The sequence below is a fragment of the Bacillus cereus group sp. MYBK101-2 genome, from assembly GCF_051918845.1.
Classification (GTDB): domain Bacteria; phylum Bacillota; class Bacilli; order Bacillales; family Bacillaceae_G; genus Bacillus_A; species Bacillus_A paranthracis.
The window spans coordinates 117,950-132,233 of sequence record NZ_JBQAIE010000008.1; the positions used below are offsets into that span (position 1 = coordinate 117,950).

Sequence of the window (14,284 nt, forward strand, 5' to 3'; positions counted from 1 at the left end):
TATATTTCTACAGTCTCCCTCTTTACACATCATAAAATTATCCATAATATAGTAAAGATGGATATGCACATCTAGACGTCTTAAATAGTATAAGGAGGTCAATATGCTGGATTTAATTTATAAAGATTGGCTGAAACAAAAATATCAAATTTATAATCTTCAGCAACTTACAAGCTACATAAACAACTTAATTAGCCTGGCTGAAACATTAGGATTCTATCAATTACAAAAGGATTTACAACAATTATCTACAACGTTAAAAGATTCTAGCTCTGTCTACGATGTAGTCGAGCATATCACAGAAATGATGCTTTCCTTTAAACAGGATGATCAATTACTTAAAATTTATATAATTGGTACTATCCCTGAGGTACTTCAAAATGCCTCCATTCAAATTTTCGACAACATAAATAATGCTGATTGTGTTGTTGTATATAAAGAAACTATCCCTTCTTATTTCATACAACAGCCTATCATTTATTTTTATGAGAACGTAGATGATGAACAAATTATGCATCACGTAGTACAAGAGGTGTTACATACAAAATTACCTTTTGAAACAATCCAGAAGAGATTACAAAAATATATGTCAGTATCTCGCCAAACCCCTCCACTATTAGTAGTAACCGCTGACGACTTATTAACAAAATTTATAAAAACTGAATACACAACTTTACTAAACGTATATCATTTCACTAGCGGAAAGCACTTTTTCACAGAAAAAATCTATGAACAGTTTCCATTCTTCATACTAATTGTGGATTGGATGATGCCACAAATGGATGGTTTAGAACTTATTAATCGATTAAAGAGATTGTTGCCTAGTCGACATTTCCGAATTTTTATGACCTCTACTAAATCAACAGCCCACCACCTGGAGGAAGCATTTAAAGCCGGTGCTGATGATTTTATTGAAAAGCCGTTTTCACCTTTAGAATTTAAGGTTCGTTTGGCGCACTTATTAGAAGGAAGGAATGAAGGCTATTGATTATAGTTACAATTGTACAATCCATAGTTATCTTTTTAATAGTTGCTATTCTTATAGCGTATATATATTTAATTTCACTAAAATTACGTAGTAGAAATTTCAAAAGAAAAAATCATAAATGGAAAGAAGAAAATAGAAAATTTCTATATGAATTTATCATGCATAATAAATGCCATGATTTCAAAATTGAACATACAGCAGATATTCACGCACTAGAATCTCTCTGCATTAAAGCTACACAGCTCGTATCCGGGATTGATGAAAAACAGCGCATTCATCATTTATTACAAGTCTATTTGTTTCCCCATTATAAAGAAAAATTAGTTCACGGCACTCATATAGAAAAACAAAATATATTAGATATTATTTCTTTCTTCAAAATAAAAAAGTTTGAAAATGAGGTAAAAGATATCTGCACTCAAACATCTGGATCTATCCAGCATCAAGCATTTACTACATTAAGTACATTAAACACAAGGCAAGCAATTTTACTTGCTACAAGAGTCCATGACGCTATTCCCAACACTATGATTGCTTTAAGTATTTCTCAAACTGAAAATTTTTCTGTCTGGGTTGAATTTTTTTATACATTGCCTAAACAATTTCAATATGAAATTTTAAATGCAATTGGTACACGTGAAGAGAATAGCTGCTATCTTTTCCTCATTCAAAACTTAATGAATGAAGATGAGGAAATTATTATTCGCTCGTTACATGCTATTTCAAAGTTAATGCCGAAAACAGAAACAAAAGAGCACATTGAACATTTATTTAAAAAGGACAGTTGGCAAATTCACCTCATGCTTATTCGTGTAATAACCCCCTTTAAAGATGAAGGATACTTCCCTTATTTAGTAGAACAAGCAGGGCATCAATCTTGGTGGGTACGTCGTGAAGTCCAACATGCAATTCAATATTATTCAAACTGGCAAGAAAAGTATATTGAAATTGCCTTACATCACCCTGATCGTTTCGCACGTGAAAGTGCATTAGAGGCTTTAGCACGAAAGGATGTGACAACATATGCATTATCTTGATATATTTTTAAAAATTTCACAATGGCTCTTCTTACTATACATGGGTGTTGCTATCTTATTCTATACAGCTATATTTCTTATTTCTGCATTCACCTTAAGAAAAAAACGGGAACGTGATGAAAATAGGGAATTACTTCATTATTTACAGTCTGGTATTACTCGACCTGTCTCTATTATTGTTCCTGCCTATAACGAAGGAGTCACTATCGTATCAAGTGTCCAATCACTTTTAACTTTAGAATACCCTGAGTTTGAGGTAATCGTCGTAAACGATGGATCAAGCGATGATACATTAGAGCAATTAAAAGATCATTTCCAGCTATACGAAATTCAGAACGTGGTTAGATTACAATTGGAAACAGAGACTATTCGAAAAATATATCGCTCATCTGTTAATAAACAAATTATCGTTGTCGATAAAGAAAACGGCGGCAAAGCAGATGCATTAAATGCAGGTATCAATATTTCCAACTATCCGTACGTTTGTTCATTAGATGCTGATTCTCTCTTAGAACGTGATGCACTTATGAAAGCTATGAAACCAATTTATGAATCTCCAGAAAAAGTTATGGTAACTGGCGGGAGTGTTCGAATTGTGAACGGTTCTTACATACAAAATGGACAAATGATTGAAAATCGTCTTCCAAAACAACCTCTTGCGCTCATGCAAATTATCGAGTATTTGCGTGGATTCTTATTTGGTCGCTTAGCATGGAGCAAGTATAATATTCTTCCTATCATTTCTGGCGCATTTGGTATTTTCGATAAAGGAGAAGTTATTCGTGTTGGAGGGTATCAACGAAAAACTGTCGGAGAAGATATGGAACTTGTCGTTCACCTCCATAAAAAAGCTTTACAAGATGGAGAAGAGAAGAAAATCATTTATAATCCAAACGCAATTTGTTGGACACAGGCTCCCGATGATTTAACAACCTTCCGCAAACAACGGAGTCGTTGGCACCGTGGTTTAGGTGAAACTTTATGGCGCCATAAGGATATTTTATTCCGTCCAAAATATAAAGCTTTCGGTATGATTGCAATGCCTTTTTATTTATTACTAGAATGGCTCGGTCCTATTATTGAAATACTTGGCTATTTACTACTACTATATCATTTACTATTCGATGAAATTTTCACAGAATATGTATTTTTACTGTTAGCTGCTACCGTACTCTACGGATCATTCCTATCCGTAGGAGTTGTTTTATTAGAAGAATGGAGTATGAAAAAGCAAAATAGTATTAAAGATTTCACACTCTTACTTCTCTGGTCGTTAACTGAATCATTATGGTATCGTCCACTGACTGTTTGGTACCGATTTTTAGGACTGTTTCAAAGTCTTTTCCGAATTAAAGGTTGGGGGAAAATGAAACGTAAATCTCTTGAAAACCAATCTTCAGAACGTTTTTGGTGGCTACGAAGAATTGCCTTTATCCTAATTATTTTAGCAATTATTTTCGGGATAGATGCAACAAAACACCGATTGCAACCAACGCTCCTAAAAAGCACTGCAGATAATATTTCATATGGTTTTAAAGCAGAGCGAAATAAGCAAACCCTTCAGCATTATACAGGGGGCAAATGGGAAGATTGGACAATTAAAGGTGTGAACCTAGGTATGGCAAAACCAGGGGCATTTCCAGGTGATGCTGCAATTACAAAAGCAGAATATAAAAAATGGTTGAAACAAATTAGCGAAATGGGTGCAAATACGATTCGTATTTATACCATTCACCCTCCTGCTTTTTACGAGGCTTTATTTGAATTTAACCAACAAGCAAAACAACCTTTATATTTCTTCCATGGTGTATGGGTTGAAGAAGAACAACTGTTAGAAACAAAAGATGCTTACAAATCAAAAAATGAACTCTTTAAAAATATTGAAAGAACAGCCGATGTAATTCATGGTAATACAACAATCGCTGCTAAAAAAGGACATGCTTACGGTGAATATAATTATGATGTGTCACAATATTTAGCTGGTTGGATTCTGGGGATTGAGTGGGATCCTGACATGGTCATCGAAACAAATAAAAAACATGCTGATAAAACTTCATTTAAGGGGAAATATTTCGAAGCGAAGAACGCCAGTCCATTTGAAATTTGGCTAGCTGAAGGAATGAATCATATCGCTCAATATTCTATTAGCAAATATGAGACCGCTCAGCCTATCGCTTTTTCCAACTGGGTTACAACAGATTTACTAGATCACCCTGCTGAACCGTTCATCGGTGAAGATGCTGTATCTATAAATCCAAATCATATCTTTGCTAATAAGAATTACCCAAGCGGGGCGTTTGCCTCTTATCACGTGTATCCTTATTACCCTGACTTCTTAAATTTCGATCCAGATAAAGCAAATTTCAAAGACCATCGAGGGCAATCCAATAGTTACGCTGCTTATTTAAAAGACTTGCATGATTCACATGAAATGCCTGTTGTTATTTCGGAATTTGGTATCCCAGGATCCCGAGGTATTTCTCATAAAAATATACATGGAAAAGACCAAGGGCATATGAATGAAGATGAACAAGGGAAACGTAATGCAGAGCTCTTCGAAGATATTATTCAGGCGAAATTGGCCGGCGGTATTGTATTCATTTGGCAAGATGAATGGTTTAAATTCTCTTGGAATACAACTAAATATGATAATACGGAAGAACGACCACATTGGAACAACGTACAAGTTCCTGAACAACATTTCGGTTTACTATCATTTGAATCCCATACTATTAATGTCGATGGTGATACGAGTGATTGGAAAACAAAAACAAAAATTGGAGATAAGAATGGTTACACGACTTTCGTAACACACGATGAGTCCTATTTATACTTATCCATTGATCGTCCAAAAGCTAGGCCTCTTGAAGAGGAACCTATTACAATTGGAGTAAACATATTACCTGAACAAGGAAATAAAGAATTTAACGGCCTTTCTATGAAAGAAGGCGCTGATTTTAAAATTGATCTGCACGGTGGACAATCTAATCAAGTACTTGTTGATTCTTACTATGATGTATTCTCTTATGAATTTGGTTTCCAACGAAATCTAGTTCCTTATACAAAACCTGAAAAAAATAGCGGACAATTCTCCCCTATTTATACAGCATTAAGTTTGCCAATTACATTACCACTTACTCAGGAGCAATTGCCATTTGAAAAATTTAATGTCGGAGCATTAACTATGGGAAATAGTAATCCGACTAGTGCTGATTACAACTCACTTGCAGATTTTTCTACTCCTGCAAAAGAAACCATTGAACTTCGAATTCCTTGGATGGTATTAAATGCAAAAGCACCAAACATAAAAGAATTTATTGGTGATATTTATGCAAACGAAGAAATAGATGGTTTAACTACGAAACAAATTATTAACGCAATTGGATTTACAGTTCAAATTGGAGCTGAAAACATTACAATTGCACAAGATGGCGAATATGCTATGTATAACTATTCAAAATGGGGTGATGTCGTCGAATACACATCACGACTCAAGAAAAGTTACTACTACATGCAAAAAGTATATCAAGCTACAAAATAACAAAAAGCAAGCTACTTTTCAGTAGCTTGCTTTTTTCAAAATGTATATATATTTACTGATTTACTTTTTTAATACTCTCTTCTTCCTCTATATGTTCCTCACGATATGAAATATTATGAGGATCTAGCCCATTTCCTAAAGAACCATAGAAATGCTCTCTATGCGGATCCACTAATTCACTTCCTTGATAATACACACGTGGTGTATTCCATAGCGCTGCCAAAGCTTTTGTCATCGGCATCTCATGATAGCGTTCCGGCCACATTTCTTTAATTTTCTCTTTTACTAACGGGTAGTATTTAGAGCTCATAGCAGGGAACAAATGATGTTCTGTATGATATGAGAAATTGAAATGTAAAACGTCTACCCAACGCGGCACTGTTACTGATAAACAGTTTGCTAACGGATCATTTACTGGAACAATTGGATTTAAGCGGTGATTTGTTGCGATATATGCCATTACAATAAAGTTAGCAATTAACAATGGAATCACATATGCAAATAACCATTTTCCAGGTCCCATAATAAACAATAAACTAATCCAAACAGTCCAAGGCAAAAGAAGTTGAAGCCATACAGATTTTTGATTGGATGACTTAAACTCTTTTATAAAATGAAAGAACATTCGAGTCGAATGCAATGTAAATTGAATTGTTAGTGACAGAAAACTAAAGAATGAACGTACATGAAGAGGCATGCGATATACCCAGCTCAAAAACTTACTCTTTTTAAGCTTCTCAAGTGTAGGCCATGCATCTGGATCATTCTCTTCATGTTGTGTATGAACGTGATGCGTTGCATTATGCCACTTTCGCCAAAGTTTAGGACCTGTTGATAATGGCATAAATGCAATCGCTCCTAAGAAATCACGAAGCCATGCCTTTCTTACAACAGTTCCATGTAAAATTTCATGCCCTAAAAACCCAAGTGAAGCAAAACATAATCCAAGAACGATCGCTATTCCTAGATTAGCCCACACATTCAATTCAAATACACCAATCGATATTAACCCCGCCAATGCCACAAGTAAATAAGCCAGTCCACCAAATAAACGAGTAGGAACTGGTTTAAATGCTTTTTTCGGCAAATGTGGTGATACACGTGCTGCATACCACCCAAACGTATGAAGCTCCTTCATCCTTTTGCCCCTTTCTTATGCCGCGCCTTGCGCAACTTACATATATCAATTCTTGCTTCCAGATTGATTTTACTAGGTGATTAAAAAGCATCTATTATAAGGAAAATATACTCACTCTATCGTCACTTATTTTTCGCTTTTATTATCAATGAAAAACATTTCTCTTTTTACTCTCTATCAACCTTTCCACATGATAAATCATATCAATAGAATTTCCACATTGTCAATAACTTTTATGACCTAGTAATAAAAGTTGGTTATATTTTTATAATTATACTTTATTTCACTAAAGAAAAAACATAGATTTTATAAGGTTTCATCCATTATGCATATACGTACTTTAACATGCTATAGACTCTATCTTATTCAAGAACTCTCTGTGTAAACAACAAATACACTCATCTAAATCTAGTTTTGCACAACTCCTATCTCTTCATACCGACAACACCTAATAATTATATTAAGATAATTTCATCTTTCTTTTAAATAAAAATAGCCTCCCTCTCAAACAGCACACATGAATTTCATATCATATGGAAATATTAAAAGGAAAATTGTTCTAAATCAGGAGGTTTCCTTAATGACAAGCGATACGTTTCCACAATTCCCATCATCTTATTGGATTGAATCTACCCAAATCCCAACTTTTCCCCCTTTATCTGAAAATATAAAGACAAAAGTTGCTGTTATCGGTGCTGGTATTACAGGTATTACTACTGCCTATTTACTTGCAAAAGAAGGCATCGATGTTGTGTTAATTGATTCTGGGCTTATTTTAAACGGGACGACTGGGCATACAACAGCAAAGGTAACAGCTCAACATGATTTAATTTATGATGAATTCATAAATCATTTCGGTTTGGAAAAAGCCAGGCTTTACTATGAAGCAAATAATCATGCTCTACAATTTATTAATGAAACTGTGCAAACATATAAAATCGACTGTAATTTCTCAAATGAAGATTCATATTTATATACAACTACTGATAATGGATTAAGAAATTTATCGAAAGAATATGAAGCCTATCAAAAATTAAATATACCTTGTGACTATGTTCAATCTCTATCGATTCCAATTCCAGTACAATCTGCACTTGTCATGAAAAATCAAGCACAATTCCATCCCCTTCTTTATTTGAAAACACTTTTAGAAAAGTTTGTGGAGTTGGGCGGAAAAGTTTATGAACAAACGACTGCTATTGATGTAGAAAAGGGTGATTATCCACAAGTCATTACAAAAGGCGGACATCGCATCACTTGTGAATATATTGTCTCTTGTTCACATTTTCCTTTTTATGATGCGAATAGCTTTTTCTTTACGCGAATGTACGCAGAACGCTCTTATGCTCTTGCTATTAAAGCAAAAACAGATTATCCAGGTGGCATGTATTTAAGTATTGATGACCCAAAACGCTCCTTACGTTACACAACAAACAATGGGGAAAAATTAATTTTAATTGGCGGGGAAAGTCATAAAACAGGACAAGGAATAAACACGATGCTTCATTACGAAGCACTTTATTCTTTTGCGGAAGCAACGTTTGGAATAGATGAAGTTCCTTATAGATGGTCAGCACAAGATTTAATTACGCTAGATAAGCTCCCTTATATTGGACATATTAACGAGAGCAATCCAAATATATTTGTTGCAACTGGATATCGTAAATGGGGAATGACAACTGGAACTGCTGCCGCTCATTTACTGAAGGATTCCATTCTAAAAGTAGACAGTCCATATAAAGAACTGTATGCACCATCACGCTTCCATGCAAATCCAGATATAAAAACGTTCCTCTCCCAAAACCTTGATGTTGCGAAACATTTAATTGAAGGAAAGATTGAAACTGTATTACGTAAACCAGAAGACCTCGAAGTTGGTGAAGGATCTGTCGTACATGTTAACGGGAAACGAGCAGGTGCTTATAAGGACAAAGATGGAAAATTACATATTGTCGATACAACTTGTACACATCTCGGCTGCGAAGTTGAATGGAATAATGGAGATTGTACTTGGGACTGTCCTTGCCACGGTTCACGCTTTTCAATTGAGGGAGATGTTATTGAAGGTCCGGCAGATCAACCGTTAAAACGAGTTGATAATGAGTAAATAAATAAAGAAGTTCAACAGGATTTCTGTTGAACTTCTTTATTTGTTATAAAACCTTTTCATATAAATCCCGATACAAGAAGGAAAATATTAACACCAAATAAAATAATATACTCATCTACAAATTAAAAGGGGTGAATACTATGCAACCTTCAGCTCCACCTCATTTAGAACCTACAAAAACTATCTTTTCAAACTCTATTACAAAACTTGTTGTTTTTATTTGTTGGCTAGCCATTCTAGCTGACGGCTATGATTTAGGTATTTACGGGGCCGTCCTGCCTAAGCTACTGGAAGACAACAGCTGGGCACTATCACCAGCTCATGCTGGTACAATTGCAAGCTATGCTTTGTTTGGAATGTTTATTGGCGCTATTCTAGTTGGAACCATTACAGATCTAATCGGTCGAAAATGGACGCTTATATGCTGTTTAGCACTTTTTTCTATTACAATGGGCCTAGCTGCTATCGCTCCTTCTCCTGAATTATTTGGGATATGGCGATTTATTGGAGGGATCGGATTAGGGGGTGTTATTCCAACAGCTTCCGCACTTACTGTTGAATATTCACCAAAAAAGCGACAATCTTTTATTTACGCTCTTATGTTTACTGGCTATCCTTTAGGTATCGTGTTAGGCGCTATTTTGTCCATGTTTATGTTAGAAGACTTCGGATGGAGAATTATGTTTGGCATCGGAATGATTCCACTACTCCTCATTCCTTTCATTATTCGTTATTTACCTGAATCCATTCAATTTTTGTTATCACGTAACCGCCAAGAAGAAGTGGATAAAATTCTTAATCGTTTTCAAATTGAATTCCATGCAAAAGAGAAAACTCATCAACCCCCATCTAATATACGAAAGAAAAATGGATTTCTTACTTTATTCTCAAAAGAATACATAAAAGCAACGCTGCTTTTTTGGATCACTTATATAATGGGGATGTTTTTAATATACGGTTTAAATACTTGGTTGCCTCAGATGATGCGACAGGCAGGATATCCTCTTGGATCTAGTTTATCATTTCTACTTATGCTAAATATTACCGCCGCTATCGGTGCATTATTTGCTGGAGCAATCGCAGATCGTATAGGAGCCAAAATTGTTATTAGCATCTCCTATCTTCTGGCAGCTGTATGTATTGGACTATTAACAATTAAACCATCTGTTACAATCATTTATCTTTTAATTGGTCTTGCTGGAATTGGATCGGTCGGTATTACTCAAATATTAAATGCATATGTGACACAATACTTCCCATCCCATATCCGAGCTACTTCCTTAGGCTGGGGACTTGGACTTGGCCGAGTTGGTGCGATTGCTGGCCCTATTCTTGTCGGTATTATTATGACAATGCAATATGACTTAGTATGGAATTTTTACTTATTCTCATTTGCAGGTCTTCTCGCGGCTATATCTGTTTTCTTTATTCCTACAAAATAAAAAGAGCACAAACTTGAAGTGACCCCTAAAAGTTAGACACGGTTATTTCATTAGGCAACTTGATAAAAGTGAGTCCGGTATTGTACCGAGCTCATTTTTAATTTTGCCTTAATCCGTTTCATATTATAATAATCTATATATTTTTCTAATTCTATTTTAAAATGATCTACACTTTCAAACTCTTTTATGTAGAGGAACTCCGACTTCATAATCCCAAAGAAATTCTCTATTACTGCGTTGTCGTAACAGTTTCCTTTTCGAGACATACTCTGTACGATCCCCCTTGATTCAAGTGTACGGACGTATTGTCTCATTTGATAATGCCATCCTTGATCCGGACGATTCATTTTCTTTACTAAATCATAATACGTACTCCGTGGAATACCAGCTAGCTCCACGAGTGCCTTCACCGAATATTTATGCCTTAATTCATAGACTACTTGTGCCTTGTCTTGTTTCGTGATTTTTCCTTGTTTTGAACTAAGGCATTCAACTTTTTTAAGTACTCATTTTCCATTTCAAGCTGTTGAATACGTGCTTCAAGTGCTTCGACTGACCCTTCAGCTAAAGCTTGTTTTACTTGTTTATTTGAATCTTTTTTCATGGATGGACGCCCCTTTTTCTTAGATTGAAGGGCATCAATTCCTTGTGTTTCGAGCTGTTTTTTCCAAACAGAAATCGTTGAAGGGGCAGGAATGTTAAAGATAGCTGCCGTCTCAAATAAGGACATACCGTTTTCAATCATAAAGTTTAGTACGTCTAGTTTAAATTGTTGTGTGTAATTTGTACATCGTTTTAGAAAAGCTTCCATACCATTCTGTTTATATTGGTTTACCCAATTCAAAATAATTGTGTCACTTATACCAATCGATTTACCCATTTCTCGATAACTTTCATTTCCGTTCAAATAACGTAGAACGATTTGTATTTTTTCATCAGCTGTAAATTTAGCCATAGAAAAACTGCACCCCAATTGTTAGACTGTGTCTAACAATTGGGGTGCAGTTCAACTTACTTGTGCTCTTTTTCATATCCCGCAAACAACATATCTCGAAACAATGTATTTAAAATCTCAATATCGATCCCTAATCCCTTTTCAATTCCTTTTACATATTGCTGATAGTAATGAATTTGTTCTTCTAAAAATTGATTCAACACATCAATTTTTAATCCAACATCTAATTCAGTACCTGTCTTTTTCTTTATTAACAACTGTTCAATTTCATCTAATACGCTACGCTCCAATGATAATTCTGTAATTAATCGATCGAATTCTACAGGAGGCAAAGTTGTTTTCTCCTCTAGCCACTTACAAGCCAAAATAGGACGCAATACATAAAAGTACTTTTTTAACTTTACATTCTCACCTTGCAAAAATTCACGATAATTTTTTGAAGCCATATGTAAGTAATGATATATCGTTGCTTTCGGATCAAAGTTCTTTTCACTCATTTGCTGAAGCTGTTCTGGAAAATTAGAGTTTTTCGAATAAAAAATGGGGGATCGAATCCATTCGAGTAAAGCTGGATTTGACTTTGCAAATAGTTGTAACGCTTTTTTAATATCCCATCCACTTATATCTAAATCATCACTAATCGGATACTCAATTACATCTCGTTTATCATGAATGGATAAATACCATTCTACCGGGTGCATATAAACGAATCTAACATCATAATCACTATCTTTTGATGGAAATCCCCATGCACGACTCCCTGACTCCACAGCGAATAAAATTTTCACATCATTGTCTTTCTCAATTCGTTCTAACTCCAACTTAATTTTCTCTCTCATTTCATACCCTCTCCATTTTTTGATTATTTCCTTGGAAATTCGACAAATATATTACTAAGTTTACTACATACTAAAATAGCTGTCAGAAAATTTCCGACAGCCTGTCAAAATTCGTTATTTTTTACTTGTTCTTTTCAGTTACACTAACCGCAATTCGTTCAAACTCTTTTTGAATCTCCTCTTTGTATGCATCTACTTTTGAAAAGTCCATAGCAGCAATATAAATTCGTTCTAATTTATCACGAACTGATTTCGCTTTCGCTAAAAAAGACATCGCCTCATTCATTTTTGCTTTATATTGAATAGAGACGTCACGAATTTCCTCCGCATACTTCTCATCCGTCCCTGGTGTTACAATAAGGGCATACATATCTATAATTTCATCACCTTCACGGCTCGGAAAATATTCATGTGGTGCAGTGCTATCGAAAATCGCAAACCCTAATTCTCTTACGATCACCATATCAAGACTATTTGGATCAAACCCACAATGATATACTTCAACTTCAAATCCTTTTTCTTCTGCTGCCTTAGCTAATTTTTTGAGCATTGTTGATTTCCCAGAACCTGGGCGTCCTTTTATAAAATAACGATGTGGTAATCCTTCTGTTAAATTAGGAACAAAATCAACTGCTCCTTTCGGTGTAGCTGCTCCTAAAAACCGATGTTTCACAAGCGATTGTTTCCCAACTTTATCTGTAAATAATTTCCGAATGAGCTGCTCGGTTAGTTCGTTCGCTTTATTAAAATCAATATTACTAATATATATTTTCTCCCACTCATCATGTATAACTAATGCCTCGTTAAAACAAGCGTAAGCAGCTTGAAAAGCTTTGCTTGCTTCTGAAACAAATCGTTCAATTTCCACTTTCTGCTTTCTTAACTTATCTGAATCCCAAGCAATTCCTAAATTAATATACTCCTCGACAACTCCTGGCATTTTTGGCTCAATAACATGCGGTGATGTTCCATCAACAATTCCTACTTTTAACTTCGGTATAATGACACCATCAACCGATTTATTATCAGAAGAACAGTGTAAAAATTCAATATCATATCCCTTTTCAACCCATTCACGACCTATTACCTTAATTAAAGAAGATTTTCCCGTTCCAGGTCCACCCTTTAAAATAAATAATCTGTTTAGTCCTTTTAAATTCTCTTCATATAAATTATGAAATCCTCTAGCTGTATTTCCACCAGCATAATAATTCAATACATTTCCTGTCACTGCACTCACTCCTTCGCAGCATTCTATTTACATAAGCTACAATATGCGAGCAACTTTATTTGGGTGAATACCTATTTTGTGTTGCACAGAAAAAGGAAATGAATTACAATTTTATTATCACGAAAATTCCGAACTTTAAATTGAATATACCTTTATCAAGAGAGGCAGAGGGACCGGCCCTTTGAAGCCCAGCAACCTCAGTTTATACAAACTGAATAGGTGCTAATTCCTGCAAAATGCATTGCATTTTGAAAGATAAAACGTAACTATTGTGTGCAAAACTCATCTTTCTTGATTATGAAAGGTGAGTTTTTTATATTTCAAAATATATATTTGGAGGTATTTAAAGTGAAAGTAATTGACCTATCCCAAACATTTGAAAAAAATATGTCTCAATTTCCTGGAACACCAAAAATCAATTTAGAAGCCATTACAAGCGTTGAAGAAACAGGTTATCAAGTTACAGATTTTCATTCTGTCGTTCATGTTGGTACACATTGTGATGCTCCTGCTCATTTCATTTCAGGCGCAACGACTATTGATCAATTGCCCCTAGACCAATTTGTAGGTGAAGCTGTTCTTATCGACGTAACTCATGTACAAGAACGAAAACTACCTAAAGAAGTATTACACAATGCTGACATAAAAGAAGGTGATATTGTCATTTTCCATTCCAACCTATCTAATAAATGGAATACAGAAGCGTATGAACAAGAAGCCTTTTATCTTTCCGAAGAATTAGCTGAAGAATTAGTTCAATTAAAAGTAAAATCTGTCGGTTTAGATTTCATTTCTCCTGACGAGGTAACGACAGAAACATCGCCAATTCATCACATACTACTTGGGAATAATATTTATTTAATCGAAAACTTAACAAACTTAGATGCCATTAATGCGAAACGTTTCTTTTTCTCAGCGGCACCTTTAAAAATTAAAAATAGCGACGGTGCTTTCGCAAGAGCATTCGCTGTAATTTTTTAAACAAACTATACAAAAAAGCAAA

Annotated in this window: 9 protein-coding genes, 1 pseudogene and 1 riboswitch; of the genes and pseudogenes, 6 read left to right on the forward strand and 4 right to left on the reverse strand. The window is 34.9% G+C overall.

What is annotated here, in order from left to right; translation table 11 throughout:
- The first annotated feature begins 103 nt into the window (after nt 1-103).
- Genes ACTFSI_RS16930 through ACTFSI_RS16940 form a run of 3 tightly spaced genes read left to right on the forward strand, consistent with a single transcriptional unit; the run spans nt 104 to nt 5,566 of the window.
- Complete coding sequence (locus ACTFSI_RS16930) at nt 104-988, forward strand: response regulator (RefSeq protein WP_014481563.1); 885 nt, start codon at nt 104-106, stop codon at nt 986-988.
- Entirely contained in the window at nt 985-2,025 is a 1,041-nt protein-coding gene (locus ACTFSI_RS16935) for a HEAT repeat domain-containing protein (protein ID WP_000587809.1), read from the forward strand. Before ACTFSI_RS16930 ends, ACTFSI_RS16935 begins: the two co-directional genes overlap by 4 nt.
- On the forward strand, nt 2,012-5,566 hold the full coding sequence (locus tag ACTFSI_RS16940; protein ID WP_139896014.1) for a glycosyltransferase family 2 protein: 3,555 nt from the start codon (nt 2,012-2,014) through the stop codon (nt 5,564-5,566). Before ACTFSI_RS16935 ends, ACTFSI_RS16940 begins: the two co-directional genes overlap by 14 nt.
- 52 nt (nt 5,567-5,618) lie before the next feature.
- Here the strand turns inward: ACTFSI_RS16940 and ACTFSI_RS16945 are convergent, their stop codons facing one another.
- Entirely contained in the window at nt 5,619-6,704 is a 1,086-nt protein-coding gene (locus ACTFSI_RS16945; protein WP_000661225.1) for a fatty acid desaturase family protein, read from the reverse strand.
- A 580-nt stretch (nt 6,705-7,284) separates the two neighbouring features.
- Between ACTFSI_RS16945 and ACTFSI_RS16950 the strand changes: the two genes are divergently transcribed.
- Nucleotides 7,285-8,811: an FAD-dependent oxidoreductase gene (locus tag ACTFSI_RS16950; protein WP_000199950.1), complete on the forward strand. Its 1,527-nt coding sequence runs from the start codon at nt 7,285-7,287 to the stop codon at nt 8,809-8,811.
- 143 nt (nt 8,812-8,954) lie between these two features.
- Complete coding sequence (locus ACTFSI_RS16955; RefSeq protein ID WP_001183073.1) at nt 8,955-10,256, forward strand: MFS transporter; 1,302 nt, start codon at nt 8,955-8,957, stop codon at nt 10,254-10,256.
- Between the two features lie 50 nt (nt 10,257-10,306).
- Here the strand turns inward: ACTFSI_RS16955 and ACTFSI_RS16960 are convergent.
- From ACTFSI_RS16960 to ACTFSI_RS16970, 3 genes and pseudogenes are all read right to left on the reverse strand, one after another.
- Nucleotides 10,307-11,211, reverse strand: a pseudogene (locus ACTFSI_RS16960) (helix-turn-helix domain-containing protein).
- 56 nt (nt 11,212-11,267) lie between these two features.
- Nucleotides 11,268-12,050, reverse strand: a complete 783-nt coding sequence (locus ACTFSI_RS16965; RefSeq protein ID WP_138322530.1) for a nucleotidyltransferase domain-containing protein — start codon at nt 12,048-12,050, stop codon at nt 11,268-11,270.
- Nucleotides 12,051-12,171: 121 nt separating this feature from the next.
- On the reverse strand, nt 12,172-13,281 hold the full coding sequence (locus ACTFSI_RS16970; protein WP_044790828.1) for a PRK06851 family protein: 1,110 nt from the start codon (nt 13,279-13,281) through the stop codon (nt 12,172-12,174).
- 149 nt (nt 13,282-13,430) lie between these two features.
- Nucleotides 13,431-13,543: riboswitch (SAM riboswitch) on the forward strand.
- A gap of 86 nt (nt 13,544-13,629) precedes the next feature.
- Here ACTFSI_RS16970 and ACTFSI_RS16975 point away from each other — a divergent pair.
- The gene (locus ACTFSI_RS16975; RefSeq protein ID WP_000862957.1) at nt 13,630-14,262 is read left to right on the forward strand and encodes a cyclase family protein; all 633 of its coding nucleotides are present in this window, start codon (nt 13,630-13,632) and stop codon (nt 14,260-14,262) included.
- Nucleotides 14,263-14,284 lie beyond the last annotated feature (22 nt).